20 protein-coding genes and 1 tRNA gene are annotated in these 23,218 nt (G+C 63.0%); 12 read left to right on the top strand and 9 right to left on the bottom strand.

What is annotated here, in order from left to right; translation table 11 throughout:
- Positions 1-31 precede the first annotated feature (31 nt).
- From AC3FOF_RS33710 to AC3FOF_RS33690, 5 genes are all read right to left on the bottom strand, one after another.
- Positions 32-1,024, bottom strand: coding sequence for a FecR family protein (locus tag AC3FOF_RS33710; protein WP_488729058.1), 993 nt, complete (start codon positions 1,022-1,024; stop codon positions 32-34).
- 118 nt (positions 1,025-1,142) lie between these two features.
- On the bottom strand, positions 1,143-1,652 hold the full coding sequence (locus tag AC3FOF_RS33705) for an RNA polymerase sigma factor (protein WP_017224219.1): 510 nt from the start codon (positions 1,650-1,652) through the stop codon (positions 1,143-1,145).
- Between the two features lie 2 nt (positions 1,653-1,654).
- Positions 1,655-2,464: a TonB family protein gene (locus tag AC3FOF_RS33700; protein ID WP_488729057.1), complete on the bottom strand. Its 810-nt coding sequence runs from the start codon at positions 2,462-2,464 to the stop codon at positions 1,655-1,657.
- Positions 2,465-3,503: 1,039 nt separating this feature from the next.
- A complete protein-coding gene (locus AC3FOF_RS33695; protein WP_017224221.1) occupies positions 3,504-3,860 on the bottom strand; it encodes a SpoIIAA family protein in 357 nt (118 codons plus the stop codon).
- Positions 3,861-4,076: 216 nt separating this feature from the next.
- A complete protein-coding gene (locus AC3FOF_RS33690) occupies positions 4,077-4,646 on the bottom strand; it encodes a TetR/AcrR family transcriptional regulator (RefSeq protein ID WP_276269077.1) in 570 nt (189 codons plus the stop codon).
- 174 nt (positions 4,647-4,820) lie between these two features.
- Here AC3FOF_RS33690 and AC3FOF_RS33685 point away from each other — a divergent pair, with 174 nt between their 5' ends.
- The 5 genes from AC3FOF_RS33685 to AC3FOF_RS33665 all read left to right on the top strand — a co-directional run bounded on the left by AC3FOF_RS33685 (position 4,821) and on the right by AC3FOF_RS33665 (position 10,432).
- On the top strand, positions 4,821-5,876 hold the full coding sequence (locus AC3FOF_RS33685; RefSeq protein ID WP_488729056.1) for a sugar phosphate isomerase/epimerase family protein: 1,056 nt from the start codon (positions 4,821-4,823) through the stop codon (positions 5,874-5,876).
- A 38-nt stretch (positions 5,877-5,914) separates the two neighbouring features.
- Positions 5,915-6,796, top strand: coding sequence for an alpha/beta fold hydrolase (locus AC3FOF_RS33680; RefSeq protein ID WP_488729055.1), 882 nt, complete (start codon positions 5,915-5,917; stop codon positions 6,794-6,796).
- A gap of 118 nt (positions 6,797-6,914) precedes the next feature.
- A complete protein-coding gene (locus AC3FOF_RS33675; protein ID WP_276264477.1) occupies positions 6,915-7,724 on the top strand; it encodes an alpha/beta hydrolase in 810 nt (269 codons plus the stop codon).
- 944 nt (positions 7,725-8,668) lie between these two features.
- Entirely contained in the window at positions 8,669-9,364 is a 696-nt protein-coding gene (locus tag AC3FOF_RS33670) for a PAS domain S-box protein (protein WP_017224226.1), read from the top strand.
- A gap of 159 nt (positions 9,365-9,523) precedes the next feature.
- Positions 9,524-10,432, top strand: a complete 909-nt coding sequence (locus tag AC3FOF_RS33665; protein WP_488729054.1) for a transcriptional regulator — start codon at positions 9,524-9,526, stop codon at positions 10,430-10,432.
- A gap of 164 nt (positions 10,433-10,596) precedes the next feature.
- On the opposite strand, the gene AC3FOF_RS33660 is transcribed toward AC3FOF_RS33665, so the two are convergent.
- Together AC3FOF_RS33660 and AC3FOF_RS33655 are read right to left on the bottom strand one after the other, a co-directional pair.
- Positions 10,597-10,670: transfer RNA gene (locus tag AC3FOF_RS33660), tRNA-Gly, on the bottom strand.
- A gap of 81 nt (positions 10,671-10,751) precedes the next feature.
- Positions 10,752-10,952, bottom strand: a complete 201-nt coding sequence (locus AC3FOF_RS33655) for a hypothetical protein (protein ID WP_488729053.1) — start codon at positions 10,950-10,952, stop codon at positions 10,752-10,754.
- A 416-nt stretch (positions 10,953-11,368) separates the two neighbouring features.
- Between AC3FOF_RS33655 and AC3FOF_RS33650 the strand changes: the two genes are divergently transcribed.
- Positions 11,369-13,174 carry a tetratricopeptide repeat protein gene (locus tag AC3FOF_RS33650; protein ID WP_488729052.1) on the top strand — a complete coding sequence of 602 codons (1,806 nt, stop codon included), beginning with the start codon at positions 11,369-11,371 and terminating at the stop codon, positions 13,172-13,174.
- Between the two features lie 66 nt (positions 13,175-13,240).
- Here the strand turns inward: AC3FOF_RS33650 and AC3FOF_RS33645 are convergent, their stop codons facing one another.
- Together AC3FOF_RS33645 and AC3FOF_RS33640 are read right to left on the bottom strand one after the other, a co-directional pair.
- On the bottom strand, positions 13,241-13,852 hold the full coding sequence (locus AC3FOF_RS33645; RefSeq protein ID WP_488729051.1) for a type 1 glutamine amidotransferase family protein: 612 nt from the start codon (positions 13,850-13,852) through the stop codon (positions 13,241-13,243).
- A gap of 533 nt (positions 13,853-14,385) precedes the next feature.
- Positions 14,386-15,354, bottom strand: a complete 969-nt coding sequence (locus tag AC3FOF_RS33640; protein ID WP_035805656.1) for a LysR family transcriptional regulator — start codon at positions 15,352-15,354, stop codon at positions 14,386-14,388.
- Between the two features lie 151 nt (positions 15,355-15,505).
- Between AC3FOF_RS33640 and AC3FOF_RS33635 the strand changes: the two genes are divergently transcribed.
- The 6 genes from AC3FOF_RS33635 to AC3FOF_RS33610 all read left to right on the top strand — a co-directional run bounded on the left by AC3FOF_RS33635 (position 15,506) and on the right by AC3FOF_RS33610 (position 23,202).
- Positions 15,506-16,528: a TRAP transporter substrate-binding protein gene (locus tag AC3FOF_RS33635; protein WP_276264475.1), complete on the top strand. Its 1,023-nt coding sequence runs from the start codon at positions 15,506-15,508 to the stop codon at positions 16,526-16,528.
- Between the two features lie 71 nt (positions 16,529-16,599).
- Positions 16,600-18,381, top strand: coding sequence for an IlvD/Edd family dehydratase (locus AC3FOF_RS33630; protein ID WP_488729050.1), 1,782 nt, complete (start codon positions 16,600-16,602; stop codon positions 18,379-18,381).
- Positions 18,382-18,461: 80 nt separating this feature from the next.
- On the top strand, positions 18,462-19,676 hold the full coding sequence (locus AC3FOF_RS33625) for a fumarylacetoacetate hydrolase family protein (RefSeq protein ID WP_488729049.1): 1,215 nt from the start codon (positions 18,462-18,464) through the stop codon (positions 19,674-19,676).
- 101 nt (positions 19,677-19,777) lie between these two features.
- Positions 19,778-20,395 (top strand): TRAP transporter small permease, encoded by a 618-nt coding sequence (locus AC3FOF_RS33620; RefSeq protein ID WP_276266347.1) that lies wholly within the window; start codon positions 19,778-19,780, stop codon positions 20,393-20,395.
- A gap of 30 nt (positions 20,396-20,425) precedes the next feature.
- Positions 20,426-21,706, top strand: coding sequence for a TRAP transporter large permease subunit (locus AC3FOF_RS33615; RefSeq protein ID WP_276266348.1), 1,281 nt, complete (start codon positions 20,426-20,428; stop codon positions 21,704-21,706).
- Positions 21,707-21,792: 86 nt separating this feature from the next.
- Positions 21,793-23,202, top strand: coding sequence for an FAD-binding oxidoreductase (locus AC3FOF_RS33610; RefSeq protein ID WP_017224237.1), 1,410 nt, complete (start codon positions 21,793-21,795; stop codon positions 23,200-23,202).
- The last annotated feature ends 16 nt before the right edge of the window (positions 23,203-23,218 follow it).

The following is a 23,218-nucleotide window of genomic DNA, read 5'->3' as shown; positions in this document are numbered from 1 at the left end:
AGTGGAATGGCCAGCCCTCGTGCCGGACGGCTCAACTCAGGACCAGCAATCCCCCTGGCAAGGACGTGGCTTCAAGCTTGTAGGTATGCTCGATTTGCCATAACACTGCATCGAGAGACGTAATCAGGAATCGACCGCTCACCAGATGGTCGCGAACGGCGGTGTTCACCAGCACGATACGGCCGGGTCGATAGCGGTTGATTTCTTCGATCACCTCGGCAAGCGGCGTACTGCGGAACACCATTTCTCCGGTGCGCCAAGCCGACACTTCCTGCGGATCAGCGCCGGCGACGGGGCTGACGATACGATCGTCGTAGATGGCTTGCTGCCGAGCCAGGAGTGCGCGAATCCCCGCGGGATGCTCCACGCGCGCGGCGCCTTCAAGACAGGTTACACAGACCTTGCCGTTGAGAGACTTCACGTCGAGGCGTCCCGATTCGGCTACGCTTCGGCCGATTCCCGCCGTCACGACGAAGCGCTGGCCGTCCCGGGACAGGTCGACGGCGGCCTGTCCATTGATGAGTTCCAGGCCGACCATTTCGCCATGGTCCATCTGTCGTCGAACGCTGGTCCGCGTGTTGAGCGTAACAAGAACACTGCCGGCTCGCCCGATTTCCTGCCGCTCGCCGGCGGCGGTACGGTAGTCCGCTCCCCACTCCGTGATCGCTGGCCAGACCCCAAGGGGTGGGTACACCGCGGCAACGGCCGCTACGGCCGCAGCACTCACCGCTGCGCCCATGAATGCACGACGCCCCAACTGCACGGGGCGTAATGCATGGCTGTGTGCGGCGGCGATCCCCGGATCGGCACGCAGCAATTCCCCTGCCGCCGGCTTCATCGCAGTCCAGAGCCGCTTGGCTTCGTTGAACGCTTCCTTGTTGGCCGGGCTGCTGTGCAGCCAGCGTTGAAATCCTTGCGCATCCCATGCATTGACTTCACGCGAGGTGAGCAAGCGCACCCAGGCCCGCGCTTCCTCCTGGAGCACGTCGTTGGAGACGGCATGTTGGTCGATGGGTTTCTTCACGATATCGAATCAAGCCACCATGAAAACGCGCTCTGGATGGCGTCGGCGAGCCGCGCGCAGCTTCGGCGCGGATTGCGTTTCACGAGTAAAGACGAATGACAATGCTCAAATCCCTCAACTATTTTTGTCTGCTCGACATTTGGGCACAGAAATCGTGCGCGCGCTTCAATTCGTTTTCGACCGTGCGTATCGAAACCCCCAGTCGCTCGGCCACTTCCTTTTGCGGCAATCCTTCCCAGCGGACCAGCAGCAAGATTTGCCGCCGGCGCTCTGGCAGGCGCGCCATGATTCTGCTCAAGGCCTCTAGCTCGGCACGGTCTTCAACCACCTGCGCCGGACCGGGTGCGGGATCGGACAGCTCCATGAGAGCTTCAACGTCGTCTGTCGACAAGTTGCGGTTCTGCCTGCGCTGAATATCGACGGCGATATTGACCGCCATGCGCAGCAGATAGGCACTCGGGCTCAGGATCGGCCCGCGGTTCTCCTGGCGCTGCAACCTCAGATAGGTATCGTGCAAGGCATCGCCAGCCAGGTCATCGCTGCCCAGCACCCGTACCAGACTTCGCTTGAGGTTGGCGTAGCGATTGGCCAAATGCTCCAGCAAGGCCGGCTGCACGTCGTCGGACATAGCTAGGACGCCCCCCTGTCGCAGCGAAGCCTGCCATTGTGATCCTCAGGGACAATCAACATGGTTAACGGTTGTTGCGCCATATCCGGCGGTGGCGGAGGGACCTGAATCGTTCTCAAGATTTCCATCAGCGCCACATCACGTTGGGGGTCCCCCGTCGAGCCAAGCAAGCGCACCCCTTGGATGCGGCCATCGGCGCTCAATTGAAAGCGCATCAGCGCGCGGTAAGTCCCGGGGGCGGTCCGTGGGGCGCTACAGAGCGCCTGCCAGATGCGGGATTGAACCTGGCCAGGATACCGTCGATCGCTGACCAGATCGTCGATCCCGGCATAGGGTGCCGGCGCGGCGTGCTCATCGGCTTCCATCAAGACAAAGGCACTGCCGCCTCCCCCTGCATTGTCTCGTTCTGCGACGAGGCCGGTCCCCTTGAGTAGTTGGTTCAGCGCGACTTCGGGCAAGAAGCGCCCCTGCACAGCAGACGACATGCGCCCGGTCACGAGTTCGCTTCGAAAAAGCACCGGCCGTCTGGACTGCGCCGCATAGCGGTCAAGTGCGGAATCCAAGGGTAGCGCGGGTATGTCGAAGTCGAAAAACCTTTCATTTCTCCCGGCCGTGCGGCCGATGGCCGGCCCATCCGTCAACGGCAATGTGGCAGCGGTGGCCGGTCCATGGAGACGCATGTCCGACCGTGATGGCCCGCCAGACGTACCCGGCGACTGCGCACGCACCACCCCAGTCGCAATCAGGAGGCCCAAGCCACTCAAGAATCCTGTCAGCGCAAGCACGCTGACCGATGCCGAGTTGCCTGTCATTTCAAACGCATGAGTCGCCGGAGTTTTTGGGAATAGCGGGGTGGATGCTTCGCCAGCAATGTCGTCGAATTTTGTGAATACTTCATGACAAACGCCTCTTTTCCCGTGTGACTTCCATCTGTCCGGTTACGGCCGATCATCCTGGCGATGGATGTGGGGAGTCGGGATCGGATTGGCGTGCACGTGGCGATATTGTCGGCGGCAGCTTCGCCAGGCTGTCCGCTGCCACCATCTCGCGCGCGCCCGGCGCTCGGTCTGCGTTGTCGATGAGGGCCTACCGCGCAACCGCTCGGTCCGGCCGCATATCGCGAGCGAAACTCCCGGTACGAAGAGACGACGCTGCCGCACGACGCCCGCGCCCCTTGCCCTCACGGAGGGTCGGCCGGGATTCGCACTTTATGCTCTGCGAAGCACAATTCCGCATTTTGGCATGCCCCCTTGAAGCCGGGTGCCGCATGCGGCGGGCTAAACGGCAACAATGAATCTGGGATAGTCTTAACGGCACGCAGGCTTTCACAGTCAGACGTCGCCCTGGTTGTGCCAGGGAGTATGCGCATGGTTAAGGGACTGGTGTGTGCCCCTCCGTGCGCCGTGGGCCCGGACTACCATGCGCCCGAGCCGCCGGGCCGCGACCACTTCACAGCAGAGCCACTGCCCGGGTAGACCGCATCCACGCCCGGCATGCCGGGGAGCGCCGGGGCAGCGCGGCGTTTCGTCACAGTGCAGGATATCCCCGGCGAATGGTGGTCGCTGTTCCGCTGTGCCCCACTCGACACATTGATAGTCGATCAGGCTGGCACTCATGGTTTTCTTCAGTCCTTTACTGCATTGTCTCGACCAGGGTTGCCCCGCGAGTGCTGGACGATCTCGCAGCAGCAGGGGCAACGCGATCCGCGATGCCCCTGCCTGGCTAACACTATCTCACTGTCTCGAGCAAAGCTCCACGACCTCCGCTCCCGTTACACTTTCGCGTTCAAGGGCGCCGGGCTGGCCCTACTCGGCGATGGCCTAGGACGATACGAGATTCGCCGGGCGGCGCTCAGGCGTTGATCCAGGCGCGCGCCTGATCCAACTCATTGACGTGGAACGCCTTGACTTCGGCCTTCGTAAAGAATCGCGCCAGATGCATCGAGGCGTGGATCCATCCCGCGTCGGCCACCACGGCCGCGCGCGTGATTTTGCGGGCCAAGGAAACGCCGAGCGTCAGGTCGGTCCACAGCGCCTTTGGCTCGATGCCGGTGACATGCTCGATGCGTTCGAGCACGCGGGTCTTGCCGTTCAGTTCGAGATCCGCTCGCATGCGCTCGATGGCTTCGCGCAGATCGCGGTCAGTGATTTTGCCTTCGACAAAAATCTCGACGACCGGGGAATCGGGGTCAGTGTGATACAGGATCATGGCAGGACCACTTGGCTGGGGAGACATTACACGCTCAGGCACGGACAAACCTAGCGTTCGATCACCTCCTGATGGTACGCCTTTTCACACGGCTCGGATCGGCGACTCTTCGAGCTTCCTGGCCGCATGCGGCCATCGAAAACAAACTGTTGGCTTGCCAGTCCACGCATGCGCTTCAAGCTAAAGATTCGCTAGGCCGCGCTATATTCTTACGGATCAACCTTGGGAGACGGTTTTGCCAGGGGCAGCGGCAGCATCCAGAGCCAGCATCGCAGGCCCGATCATCGCCTGCAAACGGGCGCGGCTGATGCCGTCGCGGGCCTGCACGGAGATGCCGTGCAGCAGCGCGCCGTAGAGATCGCCAAGCGCGGCGATGTCGGTGTCCTGCCGCAGTTCACCGCTTTCCACCGCCGCATGCAGCCGGTCAATAATGGATTGCGTGCGCTGGCGGCGGTGTTCCGCCAGCCAGTCGGCCACCGGTTCGTTCTCGAGTGCGCAACTGCTGGCCGCGGACACCACCAGACAGCCATGCGGACGACCGCGTTTGGTGTAGGTCCGCGCCGCGTCGTCGAGCAAGCGGGCGATGGCCTGTCTGGCCGACTCTTCTTCCTGCATGGCGCGATCCGCGAAACCGCCTTCGCCTGCTTCGTATAGCGCCACCGCTTCTCGGAACAACGCTTCCTTACTACCGAACGCCGCGTAGATGCGCGCCGAGGCCAGGCCCAACGCCTCGACCAGCGTCGACATCGACGCGCCTTCATAGCCGCGCTCCCAGAACACGGTCATGGCCGCATTCAGGGCTTGGTCTCGATCAAATTCTCTGGGGCGTCCGGCCATGTTCTGCTCGTGAGTGAATGCTGTTGCGACGTGCATTTTACCGCCGCGGCGCCGAACACGGTTGACGTCCTCGTTTTCTCCGTCTATTATTTGTCGATCGACAAACAATAGACAGTTAGATCAATGCAAACTATAAAAGGTCCAAGCCTCCACCTCGCTCAGTTCAGCGACGCGCAAGCGCCGTTCGACACGTTGCCCGCGATCGCCAAATGGGCCGCCGAAACAGGGTTCAAGGCATTGCAGATTCCTGCTTGGGACGAGCGCCTGTTCGACGTGAAGACCGCAGCGGAAAGCCAGACATATTGCGACGAAGTCAAAGGCACGTTGGCCGAGCACGGCCTGGTCATCAGCGAACTGACCACGCATATCTTCGGGCAGCTAGTGGCGGTGCATCCCGCCTACGATTCGATGTGCGACAACTTCGCGCCGCCCGCGCTGCGCGGCAATCCGCAGGCGCGCTCCGTGTGGGCGCTGACGCGCCTCCAACTTGCCGCTAAGGCATCGCGCCGACTCGGGCTGACTGAGATGGGCACCTTCTCCGGCTCGTTCGCGTGGCCGTACTTGTTCCCGTTCCCGCAGCGCCCGAAAGGCTTGATCGAAGCCGCCTTCGAAGAGCTCGCCAAACGCTGGTTGCCGGTGCTGAATGCCTGCGATGCGGAAGGCGTCAACCTCTGCTACGAGATCCACCCCAGCGAAGACCTGCACGACGGCGCCACCTTCGAGCGCTTCCTCGATCTGGTTGGCGACCATCCGCGCTGCCACATCCTGTTCGACCCCAGCCACTTCGTGCTGCAACAGCTGAACTACCTGGACTACATCGACTTGTACCGCGACCGCATCCGTATGTTCCACGTCAAGGATGCCGAGTTTAATCCGAGCGGGCGGCAGGGCATCTATGGCGGATATACGTCGTGGACCGAACGTGCCGGACGCTTCCGCTCGCTGGGCGATGGCCAGGTCGACTTCAAGTCGATCTTCTCCAAGCTGTCGCAATACGACTACCAGGGCTGGGCCACGCTGGAGTGGGAGTGCTGCCTGAAGAACCAGGAAGACGGCGCGCGCGAAGGCGTGGATTTCATCAACAGCCATATCATCCGCGTGACCTCGCGCATCTTCGACGATTTTGCTGGCGCCACGGTCGACAAGGCGCAGATCGACAACATGCTCGGCATTGCCTGACATCAACAGCGCATCCAATGCATCCACCGAAGGCATCCATGCAAGACGACTTCCAATACACGCACACCTATGTACGCATCGACGGCCACCGCGTGCACTGTGTCACCGCAGGCAGCGGCCAGCCGGTGCTGCTGATTCCCGGCTGGCCGCAGACGTGGTTCGCCTGGCGTCATGTGATGGCGGCGCTCGCGCGACGCGGCTTCCTTGCCGTCGCGGTCGACCCGCCGGGCACGGGACATTCCGACCGGCCGCTGACGGGCTACGACACCGGCACCACTGCCCGCACATTGCACCGCGTGATGGCGGCATTAGGCCATGATCGCTATCAGGTGGTCGGCCACGATGTGGGCATGTGGGTGGCCTACGCGCTGGCAAGCGACCATCCCGACGCAATCACGCGGCTGGCGCTTACGGAGGCCGTGATCCCTGGACTTGCGCCAGCGCCGAGCATCTTCGCACCGCCTGCTGAAAACAAGTTCCTGTGGCACTTCATGTTCAACCAGGTAGCCGATCTGCCCGAGACGCTGATAGCTGGGCGCGAGGCCGCCTACCTGAATTTCATGTTCGACCAGTGGTCCCATCGCCGCGACCGTGTGGCCGTGGACACCTACATCGCGGCCTATTCCGCGCCGGGCGGTCTGCGCGGCGGTTTCGCCTACTACCGCGCGATTCCGGAAACGGTGCGACAGAACCGCGAACGCGCAAAGGGCAAGCTGGCGATGCCGGTGCTGGCCATCGGCGCGGAGCACGCGACCAACGACGCGCCGCTGGTGACGCTACGCGACAACGCCATCGACCTGCGCGGCGTGGTAGTGCCGGACTGCGGCCACTTCATCATGGAGGAGGCCCCGGAGGCGTTCATGGCTGAACTGCTGCCGTTCCTGGAAGCGGAGCAGGGAGGGCATGCGCATGCCCGTTGATGTGGACATCGCTCGCTTCCTCGCTGCGTTACCAGCAAGCGGCGGTGTTACGTCGCTGGAGCAAATGCGCCATGCCACCGAACGCGACTTGCCTGCGCTGCACGGCCCCTTGCAGGAAGTGGCGGCGATCAGGATGTTCAGCATGACAGCTGATGACGGCCACAAGATCAGGATTCGCGGTTACTGGCCGACGGCATCGCGGCAAGCTGACGCGCCGCTGCCCGCCATCGTGTTCGCTCACGGCGGAGGCTGGGTCCTCTGCTCGATGGCGCTTTACGACAACCCTTGCCGTGCCTTGGCCAACGCCACCGGCTGCGTGGTGCTGTCGGTGGACTACAGGCTCGCGCCCGAACACAAGTTTCCTGTGCCGCTGGAGGACGTGTATCGTGCGGTGGTGTGGGCATTCGACCAGGCCGCGGAACTCGGTATCGATCCGAAGCGGATTGCGGTGGGCGGCGACAGCGCCGGCGGCAACCTGGCAGCCGCTGCAACCCTGTTGGCGCGCGATCGCAACGGCCCTGCCATCGCGCATCAGCTGCTGCTGTATCCCGCTTTGGACAGCGCGATGGACACGGACTCCTACTGCGAGTTTGCCGAGGGCTATTACCTGACGCGGGATGTGATGGAGTTCTGCTGGTCGGCCTACCTGCCCGCGCCGGCGGATGACGCCTCGCCATATGCGTCGCCGCTTCGGGCAGGACGACTCGGTGGTCTGGCGCCCGCCACCATTCTGGTCTGCGAGTACGACCCACTGCGCGACGAAGGCGAGGCTTATGCCCGCCGTCTCGCCGACGCGGGCGTCGCCGTGCAACAGAAGCGCTTGCCGGGCATGGTGCATGCCTGCATCCATCTGCTCGGCGTGGCGCCTGCCGCGGAATGCCTGTTCGATCACGTCGGCGCGATGATGAAGGCGGCGCTACGGGCGTAACCGTCGGATACCACTCAGGCGCGCAATGCGCGGAACTCCTCCGGACGGGCCTGGCGGCCGGCCGGCATGCTATCGAGCGAGTAGAGCCCGTCTAAACATCTAGTGGAATGAGGGTGGGCGCGCTCTACAAGAAAGCGGTTGCGTTCCACTGGAATCGGTGGAGGCGCCCCCCCTGCGACGGTCCGTCTTGCTTACACCATGCGTTCTGGTAGGACTGGGGGACGTAGTGGCGACGTTCGTTAGCAGCCATCTTTCGAGCCGCTTATGTTTGTTTGGCGGTTCCTTCGGGTAACTAAGGCGCTCGACGTTGCCTCGCGAACGGCAGTATATCCAGCCGCGGTCTTGGGATTGGCAGCAACGCGCATAAAAACCTTTACAGGGCTGATTATTCCTGCCGAGGATCCGGCAATCTACGACCTGCTGTGCCAGGCGGACACATAGGACCTTGGCGCACTGATCAGCCAGCTTTTGGCGCCAAGCGATATGCCACTCGGCGCAGGACAGCCGCTAAATCGAGCTAGGTGGTTACCAGTTAGATATCTCTATGGTATCGACTAGCTAGCCATGAATTAGCGCAGCGCTGTTCACTCCGCACCCTACTGCCGCGAGAATTCACACGAACCGTTGATCCGGTTGGCGACTCGAGCGCCTTGGCTTTGCTCTTGGCCGCCTCCTGACGCTCTGCATCCGCAGATTCCCGCTGCCGGCATAGGCATTCCGGGGCAGGAAAGGCAGGGTCGCCCATCAATGTAGTCCTTGCCACAGTGGTGTTGTGATCCTGCAGTGCCTGCGCGGCGAACAATCTTCTGCACTATCGGCATTGCGGGTGACAGAAAAGCCGCCTGCGGCCGAACCGCCTTTTTGCTACTATTCGCGCTCGTGACGCGCTTGCAACGCTTGGCAGCGCGTAGCGCACTCGTCCTCACACCGCTCTGAAAAAAACGATGGCGACACTGCCGCCCAAGCACGTCATGGACCTGCTGCTCGACGCGATCTGCGTCGTCGACCGCCAGGGCCGTTTTCTGTCCATCACGGGGGCTTGCGAAAGCATCTTTGGCTACCAGCCGGAGGAGATGCTGGGCACGCCGATGATTGACTTCGTCCATCCCGAGGATCGGGCGAGAACGCTGCAGGCCGTCGAACGGATCGAGGCTGGCTATCTGCAGCGTCATTTCGAGAATCGTTATGTGCGCAAGGACGGCAGTATCGCGCACATCATGTGGTCGGCACGCTTGTCCGAGTGCAAGAACCAGCGGGTGGCGGTGGCCCGCGATATTTCTGACCGGGCCCTCGCGCTGGCAGAGGAGCGGTTGCTGTCCGATGGCTCGTCGGTGGAAGCACATTGGCGGCTGTCCGCCAAGCCCCCTACGCTGACCCCGCCGGGATTCCCGCCCATTCCACTGTCTGCGCAGGATTACACGGTCCTGCATGCCCTCGCCATCGGCGATGAATGCGTGACGCGCAAGGCCATCGTGCGGGCGCTTGGTGAGGATTACCTTCATTACGACCAGCGCCGCCTGGATACCCAGATGCGCCGCCTGCGCCGCAAGGTCGAGCAGATGGGCGGCCTGCGGTTGCCCGTGTCGACGGTGCGGGGCGAGGGCTACCGGGTCTACCAGAAGATCGTGATCGACGGCTAGTGCCGGGGTCTGACACCAGGGCCGCATGGTGCGGGCCGCCAGTGTGCTCAGATTTGCTCAGACAGCGAGGGGACCGGCGCTCTTATTCTTTGGCTTTGAACATTGGCCAGACAGGCGATCGTCGGCTTGCCTCGCGCGATCCATGAGGGTTTGAATCGGATGCAGCAACCTCGACTCTCCGCACTTAGTCGTGCGGAGTTGGACCTTGCATTTACGTCGTTTGCGGGGATGGATGGCGGCAACCCGGCCGCCGCCATCTGGGTGTGCGACGTGGCCCCGCTGTCTAGCTGCGTACCGCTATCGGTAGCGTTGCAGGGGCAGCCGATACCCGCGGCATGGGACAGGGAGTTCCGTTCGCGCCATGCACACCTATTGCCGCGCTGGCAGTCGCATTACCGCATCGCACGGATGTTGGCTGCAGCGCGGTCAGCTGCCTTGCCCCCGGGGCGCATTCCGATCAATGCACGGGAGTACTTTGACCGATATCTCTACGTGCCGAATGGATGGGAATTCAAGCTGAATCTCTTCCCATTGCCTGAGAGAACAGATCACACCTTGCCCTGGAGCAAGGTATTCCGCGAGCTGCAGGTGTTGGGTGCCAAGTCGGAGTATTTACGCCTGTGTCGCCTCGGCGGGCGCTTCCGCTTCATCTCGTCGCTGCGCCGCCAGCACCGGCCCCGCGTGGTACTGTGCCTCGGTGAACGCCACGCGCGCGACTATCTGCATGCGTTCGGCTTCGAGGACGTGGAGGGGGCCGATGTGCTCCTGCAGCCGGCCGATCTGGTGCGGCGCTTGCAGGTCTTCGAGCATGATCAGACCGCGCTGGTACTGAGTCCCCGCCTTGGCGGCGCGCAAGGGCTGAGTTCCGACGTGCTGCTCGACGCGCTAGGCACCTTCTTGGCGAAATGGCTTCTCCCGACGGATTTTCCGCCCTGCTCGGGCGTAGCCGAGGAGCCTTCCGGTGCGCAGCCCGCTGGTAAGGCCTTGCCGGCAACTGAGGCGCTCGCATTGAACGAAGCATGGGTGGCCGCCCGAAATGGCTTGGCATCCTGCATCATGCACCAGTAGCAGAACCGGCCCTACACTGTAGGGAGTCAGCTAAGGTCCCAGCACAAACCTGGTTCGGACTACCGGTCCAGTGCGTCGTCAGCAGCCGTGGCTGCGGGCTCTGGCTGCGGCAATGCCAGTGGCCCTGGACCGTGACTCTAACCAGGCATGAGCCAGAGTCACGATGGAGCGGGTGAAGGGAATCGAACCCTCGTCATAAGCTTGGAAGGCTTCTGCTCTACCATTGAGCTACACCCGCGCACGATGCGCGGCATGATAGCAGCGATGCCAACGAATCGTGTAGCGATTTCCTTATTTGATCATGCATAGCTGCATGCTATCAAGATCTCCCCTGCGCAGGCGGCTCGGCAAGCGGATGTCTGCAATGCTTCGTGAAGCGCCGCCAGGCATCGACCCGTTGAATCCACGGTTGGCTATGGCCGGCCGCGTTCGGCGGCAGCCAGGAGTGGACGTTCTGGTATTCGACGCTGACCGATGGCGCATGGACGGGGTCACGTTCCGTGAGCACGGCGTCGGCCATTGCTTTGCGCCTTTGTTCAGGTAGCCCCGATTCTTACATTCGAAAGAAATTCCTTTCTCCGAGACGCCCTCTCCGAGGGGGCGAATCCACTGGAGGGGCTGGGTGGTCTGCGCAGAGGTGCGTAGATTTTCGTCTGAGAAAAGCAGATAGTTATTAATGTAGCTATGTTGGCGTGGTACGAATTGCAATCTTCTTGATCCTCCCGCGCGCACGAATCGTTCGAGTCACTTGAAGGCTGCTAGCGGACTGCTGCGCTGCGCCACCTCTCGCCACAGAAACAATGAGCGCCGTTTGTGTAGGCTAGAGAATGCCGCGCGAAGATTCCGACGGCGTGTACGCCTTGGCCCACCTCCCAACTTCCTGTGCCGCGTCAGGGACCGGAACGCCTGGTCGACACGACTCTATGCGGGGACGCCATGGAAGATGAAAAAGACGGACGAACCCCACAGCGAATACCGAGGCACCTGTGGGCGATGTTGCGAGCGCGGGTTAGCGAATGGTTCATTGGGGGCGTCCTCTTGGCAATCACCGGCTTCGCGCCGCAGGAATTCATCGCTCGACTAATCCGCTATATTGCGGCGCCAGAGAGGGTGGAGCATTTGTCGCGCTTGGCGCTCGATGCCCGGCCGGTGATTGTCTTTGTTGGAATCGCAATCATTGTGGCTGATGCGCTGTATCGGAACCGGCACCGACCGGTCACTGCTGTCCCAGGAAGGCCGCCGCTCACTGAGGATGGAGCGGGGCGTTTGCAACCTAACGGCAGGGCGCTGGTGGAAAGCGAACCGAGTGAACCGGAAGCATTACCGCTCCCAAATAATCCATGGCTATCGGAGGGGCGAGTGATACTGGTCGTGCTTCCGTTCGAAAGTCTCGGTGGCGGCGACAAATATGATTACTTCAGTGAGGGCTTAACTGAGGATATGATCACCCAACTTGCCCGGCTCAGCCCGGAGCGCCTGGGTGTAATCGCCCGGATTTCGGCGATGCGCTACAAATCCACGACCAAGACCATTCATCAGATCGGCCAAGACCTCGGGGTTTCCCACGTGCTTGAGGGAAGCGTCCGGCGTGCCGGAGATCGGGTACGGGTTGCGGCGCAGCTCATCCGGGTAAGCGACGAAACGCACCTTTGGGCCGAAACCTACGAGGGGAACCGACATGACATCCTGGCACTCCAGATCGAGGTGGCCAAGGCAATTGCCCGCGAGATTGAGATCAAGCTCACGCCGCACGAGCAAGGGCGTTTAGACCGTACTCCTGCCATTGATGCGCAGGCGCACGAAGCGTATCTCAAGGGGCGTCACTTCTGGTCCAAGCGCACCGAAGAAGGAATGCGAAAGAGCATTGAGTATTTTCAGCTCGCTATTGGACACCAGCCGAACTTTGCGGCCGCCTATGATGGAGTGGCCGATGCTTACACGATGCTTGCATGTCGCGGCGTGAGCCCTGCGCGCGAAACGTTTCATAAAGCAAAAATGGCCGCCAGGAAAGCGCTGCAGATTGAACCTGATTTGGGTGAGGCTTATGCATCACTTGCCCATGTGCGTTTGCACGATTGGGATTGGGTCGATCTGGAACAGGATTTCCTGCGCGCCATTGAACTGAATCCAGGACACGCGATCGCCTATTATTGGTACGCGGAATATCTCATGATGGCAGGCAGAGCCGAAGAAGCCATTGCCAGGGTCAGGCAGTCCCAACAGATGGATCCGTTGAACTCAGTGCTGAATTCATCTGTTGCCATCATCTTGTACCTTGCTCGGCGATACGACCAGGCACGGGAAGAACTCCGTAAAGCCCTGGAAATCGATCCAAACCACTTTCTGCTTCACTTCAGGCTGGGATTGGTTTACCAGCAACAGAAGTTGTTCCATGACGCAATCGAGGAGATGCAGAAGGCTGTAACGCTTTCCGGGAGGAGCACAGAGGCGCTGACGGGGCTGGCCCAGACCTACGCTGCCGCCGACATGAGAGCGGCCATGCAGCAGATCGTGGATGCGCTGGAGACGGAATCCGAAAAGCACTACATCCACCCCTACAACATGGCGAAAGTGTTTGGTTCGCTCGGGGACAAAGAGCAGACCTTCGGCTGGCTGGAAAAAGCCTACGATGAGCACAGTCCCGACTTCATTGAGCTCAGGACAGAACCTACCTTCGACAGCGCTCGCTTCGATCCCAGATTCTCTGAACTGCTATCCCGCGTCGGGTTCAACCAGATCTGAAGGACGACGCTCTATGATGGGCGCCAGGACAGGTGGTTGCGCATTACTCCGGCTGCAGTCGCTGAATCAGTGCCTCCCCCTAACGCTGTCGCGTCGGGGGGGAATGGCTGGGAGCCATGAGTGCTCGGCAGCGTGCATCGCGAGGTAGGCGTTGAGGTTTTCGTCACTTATACCTAAGGTGCGCAAGATTTGGGCCATGAAGCTGACCGGGGCGGTACCGGGAGCTGTAACGACATGCTGATCGGCAACTGCATAAGGGACATCCTGATAGTAAGCGGCTCCACCATAATTCAGTTCCGACAGGTTTTCTGCCGAATTGGACGTATGACGGAGGTTATCGAGCACGCCCGCTTGCGCCAACACACGGGTACCGTCGCAAATGCCAGCGACGACGATGTTTCTCTCATGGGCAGCGGCAACTAGCGCTGCGATATTTGGGGCCAGATCGGTTTTCCAGATAGTACCTCCACATACGATTAGCAGGTCAAGCTCATCGAGTGAGATGGTTTCGAGCGCCAAGTGCGGGGTGACGATCATGCCTCCGGAGGAGGTGACTGGAGCGCCATCGGGGGTGGCGAAGCGCGTATCGAAGCCGTAATAGGCACGACCAGTGGAATTTATCAGGGCGGTTTCCCAATCGGAAAAATTCTCGGTGAGAATAGTAATGGCACGTGTCATTGGAGTGTCCTTCTTTATGTTGTTGATGAATGCCTGAGGAATTTTCCTTTCCACAGGAAACCAAAGAGTAATAGATACTACTGTCAGTTCCTGTCAGTAGTGTTTGACTCCTGTGGAGGGATGTCCTTCATTTCACGCTGCTCTTTGAGAAGAACTTGCTGGCGACGTGGATAGCTTTGGGGCTCAATCCTGTCGACAGGCAGCAAAGGCGCGCCACCTCGCCCTCCTCGGGGCTGGTCGCGTTTCGGAAGAGCAACGCCCAGCCTATCGCAACACTGAAGGAGCTACTCTTAAAAGTTCGACGGATACCGCATTCTCGCTTCTACCTCCCCTTGCCGTCTCCAAACGAAAAACGGTGCCGATCCAACGACATGGTTTCCCGAACTCGGCGCTGGCCTAGCCTCACTTGGCCATGGGCACATCGTTGATGGCGAGGTTTTTGTCCTAAACGACATGGAGCAGAGGGTTTTTTGATTAGCGGTCGCGGCCGCAGGCGTGTGAGCGAGACCCGGCGAGGTCAGCCCGCGACCGATTCAGGCGGTTTCACCGGCGCTGCCCGCCTTCTCGCGCAGCACCTCCATGAAGGCCTGCGCGGCGGGGGTCGGCGCCTCGCCCAAGCGCGTGATCAGACCGTAGTCGGGCATGCGATCCGGCAACTCGACGGGGATCCGGGCCAGCAGGCCCCTGTTCACGTACTTGTCCACCAGGGCGGCGGGTTGCAGCGACAGCATGTCCGTGCTCTGCATCAGTTCCAGGGCGAACAGGAAAGAGGGAGTCTCGACCACGCCGGACGTGAGCGCGAGCCCGGTGCGGCCGAAGATGTCGTCAGACACTTTGCGCACGGCCGTGGAGCGCGGGTAGAGAATCCAGGGCCAGTGGGCCAGCTTGGTCAGATCGAGGTCGTGCGCCCCGCGCAAGGGGTGATCGAGCCCGGCCACCACCTGCAGCGGTTCGCTGGACAGGCGCTCGTATTGGAACTGGGCCCTGTGCGCCTCGTCTGTGAAGCGCCCGATCATCAGGTCGACCTTGCGCTCGGCCAGCCAGATCACCAGCTGGTCGCTGCTTTGCTCCAGGATCCTGAGCACCAGCAGTGGACGCCGGCGCTGGATCTCCGCCACTGTGGCCATCAGCAGGTGCGCGGCCGAGCCCGTGATCGCGCCAATGGACAGGTGGCCATGCCCCCCTTGCTTGAGTGCATTGAATTCATCCACGAACTTGCGATGCCCTGCCAGCGCGGCGTCGGCATAGCGCAGCGTGAACAGGCCCAGCTCGTTGGGCAGCATGCCACGTGACAGGCGCTCGAACAGGCGTGCCTCCAGGATTTCCTCGATATCCATCAGGATCTTGGTGGCCGCCGGTTGCGTGATGTGCATCTGCTCGGCGGTAAGCCTCAGGTTGAGGGTGTGGCCGAGGATGTCGAGGAACTGGAGATGTCGGAATCGCAGGCGCCCGCAGGCCTGCGCCATGGACAGGGGTTTACCCGAGAAAATTTCTGAGCTCATAAGCATTTGGAATGGATCCTAGCAAAAAATTCAGTGGACCGGTACAGGTGCCAGACCTAACCTCTCGCCTGCGTCGAGACGGCCCTGGAGAGGTCTAGCGTGGCGCCGATGGCGCAGCCGTCGCGACAAAATCATTCCATTGGAGACATTGATGAAGTTGAAATCCCTCGCCATGGCCGCCACGGCGCTGGCCATGCTTGCCGGCCCGGTGTCTGCGCAAATCAAGGAACGCGTGTTCAAGGTCGGTGTCGGCCTGAGCGAAGATCATCCTCAGGCCATGGCCGTCAAGCATTTCTCCGAACAACTCGCGGCCCGCAGCGGCGGCAAGCTGGTCGCCAAGCTGTATGCCAGCGGCTCGCTGGGCAATGACGTGAGCATGACCTCGGCGCTGCGCGGCGGCACCCTGGAGATGACGGTCCCCGACACCTCCACCTTGATGTCGCTGATCAAGCCCTTTGGCGTACTCAACCTGCCGCTGACCTTCAACAACGAGCAGGAAGCCGATGCCGTGCTGGATGGCCCCTTTGGCCAGAAGCTGCTCGCCAAGCTGCCCGAGAAGGGTCTCATCGGCTTGGGCTACTGGGAGAACGGCTTTCGCCACGTCACCAACTCCCGTCGCCCTATCAACCGGGCCGACGACCTCGGCGGGCTCAAGCTGCGCGTGATCCAGAGCCCGCTGTTCCTGGATACCTTCAATGCGCTGGGCACCAACGCCACGCCCATGCCCTTCACCGAGCTCTATTCGGCGATGGAGCAGGCAGCCGTGGATGGCCAGGAGAACCCGACCGCCACCATCCTGGCCAGCAAGTTCTACGAGGTGCAAAAGCACCTGGTGCTGTCGCGCCACATGTACAGCGCCTGGGTGCTGCTGATGTCCAAGAAGACCTGGGACGGCCTGTCGCCGCAGGAGCAGAAGATTGTGCAGGAGGCCGCGCGCGAGGCCACGCTGTATGAGCGCAAGACCATCCGCGCCTTCGGCAACAAGGCGCTGGGGGAGCTAAAGAAGGCCGGCATGCAGGTCACCGAGCTGCCACCGGCCGAGCAGGCCAAGCTGCGCGCCAAGCTGCAGCCGGTGCTGACCAAGTACAGCAAGGAGTTCGGCGAGGAAACGACGAACGAGCTGATGAGCGAACTGGCCAAGGTCCGCAAGACCAACTCCATCGCGGCGAAATGATCCTCGCAGGCGCCGAGCAGAAGCAACGCGCCGTTCTTTGACTCCCTGATTTCTCCGCTACAGGTTTCGACATGGACAAGAAAGCCCGCCGTGCCTTCCGCTCCCGCGATTGGTTCGCCGATCCCGAGCGCTCGGACATGACAGCGCTCTACCTCGAACGTTTCATGAACTATGGGCTCACGCCCGAGGAGCTGCGCGCGGGTCGGCCCATCATCGGCATCGCCCAAACTGGCAGCGACCTCTCGCCCTGCAACCGCATCCATCTGGATCTGGCCAGGCGCGTGCGCGATGGCATCCGCGATGCTGGCGGCATTCCGATGGAATTCCCCATGCACCCCATCTTCGAGAACTGTCGCCGTCCCACCGCAGCGCTCGACCGCAACCTGGCCTATCTGGGCCTGGTGGAAATCCTGTACGGCTACCCCATCGACGCCGTGGTGCTGACGACGGGCTGCGACAAGACCACGCCTGCGGGCATCATGGCCGCCTCCACCGTCGACATCCCTGCCATCGTGCTCTCCGGCGGACCCATGCTCGACGGCTGGCACAACGGCGAACTGGTCGGCTCGGGCACCGTGATCTGGCGCAGCCGCCGCCAGCTAGCCGCGGGCGAGATCGACGAGGAAGAGTTCCTGCAGCGCGCCTGCAGCAGCGCGCCCTCGGCGGGCCACTGCAACACCATGGGCACGGCCTCCACCATGAACGCCGTGGCCGAAGCCCTGGGCCTGTCGCTGCCGGGCTGCGCGGCCATTCCAGCCCCCTACCGCGAGCGGGGCCAGATCGCCTACGAGACCGGCCGGCGCATCGTCGAGATGGCCTACGAGGACTTGCGCCCCTCGCGCATCCTCAGCCGCGAGAGCTTCCTCAACGCCTTGTCGGTGGTCAGTTGCGCAGGCGGATCCAGCAACGCGCAGGTGCACATCATGGCCATGGCCCGCCACGCTGGCGTCGAGCTGCGGCCGCAAGACTGGACCGAGCACGCCTACGACCTGCCCCTGCTGCTCAACATGCAGCCAGCGGGCCGCTTCCTGGGCGAGCGCTTCTTCCGCGCCGGCGGTGTGCCGGCCCTGATGTGCGAGCTGCAGCAGGCTGGCCGCCTGCATGGCGACTGCCTCAGCGTCACCGGCCGTACCGTGGCGGAGAACCTGCAGGGCCGCGAGACCCGCGATCGCGAGGTGATCTTCCCTTTCCATGCGCCGCTGATGGAGAAGGCCGGCTTCCTGGTGCTAAGCGGCAATCTGTTCGACTTCGGCATCCTGAAGACCTCGGTGATCTCCGAGCGTTTCCGCGAGCGCTACCTGAACCGCCCGGGCGAAGAGGGCGTCTTCGAGGCGCGTGCCGTGGTATTCGAGGGTGCCGATGACTACCATGCGCGCATCAACGACCCGGCACTGGACATCGACGAGGGCTGCATCCTGATCATGCGTGGCGCCGGTCCGATCGGGTGGCCGGGCTCGGCCGAGGTGGTCAACATGCAGCCGCCCGACGCCCTGATCCAGCGCGGCATCATGACCCTGCCGACCCTGGGCGACGGCCGCCAGTCCGGCACGGCGGACAGCCCCTCCATCCTCAACGTCTCGCCCGAGAGCGCGGTGGGCGGCGGGTTGAGCTGGCTGCAGAGCGGCGACCTCATCCGCATCGACCTCAACGCCGGCCGCTGCGATGCGCTGGTGCCGCCCGAAGAGATCGAGCGCCGCCGCCGCGAGCTCCCCGCGCCCCCAATCCCCCAGAGCCAATCCCCCTGGGAAGCGCTGTACCGGGAGAAGACCGGTCAGCTCGTCGACGGCGCCACGCTGGATTTCGCGTTGAACTACCGGCGCATCGCGGAGAAGACACCGCGCCACAACCATTGAGCCTCGTCTGCCTTGCAAGCGCTGCGCCGCGGGCGGGGCGCGCGGCTTGGGCCGTGGCTTGAAACCTGAAAGGAAATCGTATGAGCGAAGTGACAGCGGCCATGCTGGCCGGTGCGGTGAAGCACGTCCAGGTGTTGCCGGACGACGGCCTTGCGGGCACCCTGGTGGGCCGTGTCTGGGTCGGCGGCGCCCTGCCTGGGCCGGCCGTCGCCGCCCTGCGGCCGGAGGGCGTGTTCGACCTGAGCGAACACTACCCGACCATGAGCACGCTGCTCGATACCGAGCATCCCGCCGAGGCGGCGCGCCGGACACCCGGCCGGCGCCTGTGCAGTGTCGAAGAGTTGCTGGCCAGCAGCCTGCCGGGCACCCGCAACGAGACGTTGCCCTGGCTTCTGGCCCCCTGTGACCTGCAGGTCGTGAAGGCTGCGGGCGTGACCTTCGCCGCCAGCCTGATAGAGCGCGTGATCGAGGAACAGGCGCGGGGCGACGCCAGCCGGGCCCAGGGCCTGCGCAACCAAGTGATCGAGCTGATCGGCGAAAGCCTGGCCGACATCCGTCCCGGCTCGTCGGAGGCGATGGCGCTCAAGGCACTGCTGCAGCAAAAAGGCCTGTGGTCGCAATACCTGGAGGTGGGCATCGGCCCAGACGCCGAGGTCTTCACCAAGGCCCCGGTGCTGGCCTCGGTGGGCTGCGGCGAGGACATCGGCATCCGCGCCGACTCGGACTGGAACAACCCGGAACCGGAAGTCGTGCTGGCGGTAAACAGCCGCGGCGGCATCGTCGGCGCCACCCTGGGCAACGACGTCAACCTGCGCGACATCGAAGGCCGCAGCGCGCTGCTGCTGGGCAAGGCCAAGGACAACAACGCCTCTTGCGCGATCGGTCCCTTCATCCGGCTGTTCGACGCGGGCTTCGGTCTGGACGAGGTGCGCCGCGAGACCGTGCACCTGCGCGTCGCGGGTGCGGACGGCTTCGAGCTGCGCGGCATCAACACCATGAGCAGCATCAGCCGCGACCCGGCCGACCTGGTGGCGCAGACTCTGGCCGCCCACCAGTACCCCGACGGCTTCATGCTCTTCCTGGGTACGCTGTTTGCGCCCATTGAAGACCGCGACCAGCCCGGCGGCGGCTTCACCCACAAGCTCGGCGATGTGGTCACCATCCGCAGCGCCTGGCTGGGGGGGCTGCACAACCGGGTGACACACAGCGAGACCGCGGCCCCCTGGCGCTTTGGCTTGCGCGCCTTCATCGGCAACCTGGCCGAGCGCGGCCTGCTGCAGGGCCGCGCGCTCTGAGTCGGCGTTGGCGGCCTGCCCACCAGCCAGGTTGCCGGCGTCGCCCCCCTTCCCCGTTCCAAGATAAGCATTGATGGCGCAGACCATCAGGGAGACAACCTATGCTCAATACCCTCATCGACCGGTATTGCCGGTTCATTAACCTTCTCATCGCCCTGGCTCTGGCCGTCATGGTGGTGCTGGTTTTCGGCAACGTCGTGCTGCGTTATGCCTTCAATTCGGGCATCGCGATCAGCGAGGAGCTGTCGCGCTGGCTGTTCGTCTGGGTCACCTTCCTGGGCGCCGTGACCGCCATCAAGGAAAACGCCCACCTGGGCACCGACATGCTCGTGTCGCGCCTGCCGGTAATGGGCAAAAAGGTCTGCTTGGTACTGGGTCACCTGCTCATGCTCTACATCACCTGGCTGTTCTTCGACGGCAGCTGGCAACAGGCCAAGATCAATTGGGACGTACAAGCGCCCGTCACCGGGGCCTCGGTGGCCATCTTTTACAGCTCGGGGGTGGCTTTCTCGGTCTGCGCCGGCTTCCTGCTGGTGCTTCAATTGCTGCGCGCGCTGACCGGCCAGCTCAGCGATGAAGAGCTGGTGATGGTCAAGGAATCCGAGGAACAGGCCGAGCTCGAGGCCCTCCAGGCCGAGCTGGCGCGCGAGAGCGCTGCCGGCGGCTCGCAAAGCCACTCCCCCCTGGGCGACACGCCGCTGCCTCACTCGCGCAGATAAGAAACAAGAAAAAGAACCGGAGACCTCAACATGACCGTACTGATCTTTCTCGGCGGCCTCATCGGCGCCATGGCGCTCGGCATTCCGATCGCCTACGCGCTGCTGGCCAGCGGCGTGGCCTTGATGTGGCAGCTCGACCTGTTCGACGCCCAGATCCTGGCGCAGAACTTCATCAACGGCGCCGACAGCTTTCCGTTGCTGGCCGTGCCCTTCTTCATGCTGGCTGGCGAAATCATGAACGTCGGCGGACTGTCGCAACGCATCGTGAACTTCGCGCTGGCGCTCGTCGGCCATCGCAAGGGGGGCCTGGGTTATGTGGTGATCCTCGCCGCCTGCCTGCTGTCGGCCCTGTCAGGCTCGGCCGTGGCCGACGCCGCAGCGCTGACCGCGCTGCTGCTGCCGATGATGATCAAGGCAGGCCACAAGAAGGAAGTTTCGGGTGGCCTGATCGCGGCCTCCGGCGTGATCGGCCCGATCATCCCGCCCAGCATCGGCTTTGTGATCTTTGGCGTCACCGCCAACGTTTCCATCAGCAAGCTGTTCATCGCGGGCATCTTCCCCGGCATCCTGATCGGTGTCGGTCTGGCCACGGCCTGGTGGTGGCTCGGCCGCAAGGAGGACCTGGTCCTGCCCGAGAAGAAGACCAAGGCCGAAATCTGGCAGTCAGCACGCGAATCCATCTGGGCGCTGATGCTGCCGGTGTTCATCCTGGTAGGGCTGCGCATGGGCGTGTTCACCCCGACCGAGGCCGCGGTGGTGGCCGCCGTGTACTCGCTGTTCGTGGCCAGCTTGGTGTACCGTGAACTGCCGCTGAGCGCGCTGCTCCCGATCTTCACCACCGCCGCCAAGACCACCGCCGTGGTGATGTTCCTGGTGGCCGCCGCGATGGTGTCCTCGTGGCTCATCACCGTGGCCAATCTGCCGGCCCAGATGGTGGAACTGCTCAAGCCCTTCATGGAAAACCAGACCCTGCTGCTGATCGCGATCATGGTGCTGGTGATGCTCGTCGGCACCGCGATGGACATGACGCCGACCATTCTGATCATGACCCCGGTGCTGATGCCGGTGATCAAGGCAGCCGGCATCGACCCGATCTATTTTGGCGTGCTGTTCATCATCAACAACTCGATCGGCCTGATCACGCCACCGGTGGGCACAATCCTCAACGTGGTGGCCGGCGTGGGCCGCATGAAGATGGATGAAGTCACTAAGGGCGTGTTGCCCTTCATGCTGGCCGAGTTCGCCGTGATGTTCATCATGGTGGCGTTCCCGCAGACCGTGATGGCACCGCTACGCTGGTTCGCGGGGTGAGGCGCGCGGTCGATCAGGCCCGGGGCTGCGTTCGGTGAACGCGCCCCCCAGTTTGCAAATTGCTTGTATTCAACCCGATTCCTGCCATGAACCAGACCCTTCCACCCTCTTCCGTCATCGAAGCCCTGCTCGCCGAGCTGGGTCCGCTGGCCGTGCTCGCCGGCGACGACGTGCCGGTGCGCAACCATAATGACTACAGCGGCCTGCAGGCCAGCCCGCCGCTGGCCGTGGTTCGCCCTGCCAATACGGCCGGGGTAGCCGCCGCGATGCGCATCTGCCATGAGCACGGCGTGGCAGTGGTGCCCCAGGGCGGGCTGACCGGCCTGTGCGGCGGCGCACGCGCGCCGGCGGGGCAGGTCGCCCTGTCGCTGGAGCGCATGGTGGGCATCGAGGAAATCGATTCGGCCGCGGCTACCATGACCGTGCTGGCCGGCACGCCGCTGGAGACGATCCAGCTGGCGGCCACCGCCGCCGGCTTCTTCTGTCCGCTGGACCTTGGCGCACGCGGTTCGTGCGCGATCGGCGGTAACCTGTCGACCAATGCCGGCGGCAACCGCGTGATCCGCTACGGCATGGCGCGCGAGATGGTGCTGGGCATCGAGGTGGTGCTGCCGAATGGCATCGTGGTCACCAGCCTCAACAAGATGATCAAGAACAACGCGGGCTTCGACCTCAAGCACCTGTTCATCGGCAGCGAGGGCACGCTGGGCATCATCACCCGGGTGGTGCTCAGGATGTTCCCCAAGCCGGCCTCGGCCATGGTGGCGATCTGCGCCGCCAAGGACTACGGCAACGTGCTGACGCTGCTGAACTCGGCGCGCCAGAACCTGGGACCGCTGCTCTCGGCCTTCGAGGTCATGTGGCCCGACTACTGGCAATTTGCCACCACCCAGGCCCCGGGTGTGAGCAACCCCCTCAAGGGCGACAACACCGCCTACGGCGCCTACGTGCTGGTCGAGGCGCTGGGAACCGACCCGGTGCACGACGCACAGCGCTTCGAGTCCTGGCTGGGCGGTCTGCTGGAGTCAGGCGTGGTTCCCAATGCGGCACTCGCGCAGTCGCTGGCCGACGGCCGCGCGTTCTGGAGCATCCGCGATGCCAGCGGCGAACTGCACCCGCTGTGGCCTGGCCACCTGGCCTTTGACATCGGCCTGCCGGTAGCCTGCATGGACGACTATGCGCGCCGCTGCCGCGAGGTGCTCCAGGCCCGCATCCCCAGCGTCCAGGCCCTGTTCTACGGCCACATCGGCGACGGCAATCTGCACATCATCGTCTACCAGCCTGGCGCGGCGGAGCAGCCCAAGGCACTGGTCGACGGCATTGTCTACGGCCTGGTGCGCGAGTACGGCGGCACGGTCTCGGCCGAGCACGGTATCGGCACCCTCAAGCGCCAATGGCTTGGCCATGCGCGCTCGCCCGAGGAGATCGAGCTGATGCGAGTCATCAAGAAGGCGCTCGATCCGCGGGCGCTGCTGAACCCGGGCAAGGTGATCTGACCGGACCGCTCCCATC

Source organism: Cupriavidus sp. 96C5-1, assembly GCF_057798855.1.
This window is presented reverse-complemented; position numbering and strand designations above follow the sequence as displayed.

Coding starts and splice junctions, on each gene's coding strand:
- AC3FOF_RS33650 (WP_488729052.1), top strand. CDS start 11,369: ATGGAAGATGAAAAAGACGGACGAACCCCACAGCGAATACCGAGGCAC.
- AC3FOF_RS33690 (WP_276269077.1), bottom strand. CDS start 4,646: ATGACCGTGTTCTGGGAGCGCGGCTATGAAGGCGCGTCGATGTCGACG.
- AC3FOF_RS33685 (WP_488729056.1), top strand. CDS start 4,821: ATGCAAACTATAAAAGGTCCAAGCCTCCACCTCGCTCAGTTCAGCGAC.
- AC3FOF_RS33670 (WP_017224226.1), top strand. CDS start 8,669: ATGGCGACACTGCCGCCCAAGCACGTCATGGACCTGCTGCTCGACGCG.
- AC3FOF_RS33615 (WP_276266348.1), top strand. CDS start 20,426: ATGACCGTACTGATCTTTCTCGGCGGCCTCATCGGCGCCATGGCGCTC.
- AC3FOF_RS33630 (WP_488729050.1), top strand. CDS start 16,600: ATGGACAAGAAAGCCCGCCGTGCCTTCCGCTCCCGCGATTGGTTCGCC.
- AC3FOF_RS33640 (WP_035805656.1), bottom strand. CDS start 15,354: ATGAGCTCAGAAATTTTCTCGGGTAAACCCCTGTCCATGGCGCAGGCC.
- AC3FOF_RS33695 (WP_017224221.1), bottom strand. CDS start 3,860: ATGATCCTGTATCACACTGACCCCGATTCCCCGGTCGTCGAGATTTTT.
- AC3FOF_RS33665 (WP_488729054.1), top strand. CDS start 9,524: ATGCAGCAACCTCGACTCTCCGCACTTAGTCGTGCGGAGTTGGACCTT.
- AC3FOF_RS33700 (WP_488729057.1), bottom strand. CDS start 2,464: ATGACAGGCAACTCGGCATCGGTCAGCGTGCTTGCGCTGACAGGATTC.
- AC3FOF_RS33635 (WP_276264475.1), top strand. CDS start 15,506: ATGAAGTTGAAATCCCTCGCCATGGCCGCCACGGCGCTGGCCATGCTT.
- AC3FOF_RS33655 (WP_488729053.1), bottom strand. CDS start 10,952: ATGGCCGACGCCGTGCTCACGGAACGTGACCCCGTCCATGCGCCATCG.
- AC3FOF_RS33645 (WP_488729051.1), bottom strand. CDS start 13,852: ATGACACGTGCCATTACTATTCTCACCGAGAATTTTTCCGATTGGGAA.
- AC3FOF_RS33705 (WP_017224219.1), bottom strand. CDS start 1,652: ATGTCCGACGACGTGCAGCCGGCCTTGCTGGAGCATTTGGCCAATCGC.
- AC3FOF_RS33610 (WP_017224237.1), top strand. CDS start 21,793: ATGAACCAGACCCTTCCACCCTCTTCCGTCATCGAAGCCCTGCTCGCC.
- AC3FOF_RS33625 (WP_488729049.1), top strand. CDS start 18,462: ATGAGCGAAGTGACAGCGGCCATGCTGGCCGGTGCGGTGAAGCACGTC.
- AC3FOF_RS33620 (WP_276266347.1), top strand. CDS start 19,778: ATGCTCAATACCCTCATCGACCGGTATTGCCGGTTCATTAACCTTCTC.
- AC3FOF_RS33680 (WP_488729055.1), top strand. CDS start 5,915: ATGCAAGACGACTTCCAATACACGCACACCTATGTACGCATCGACGGC.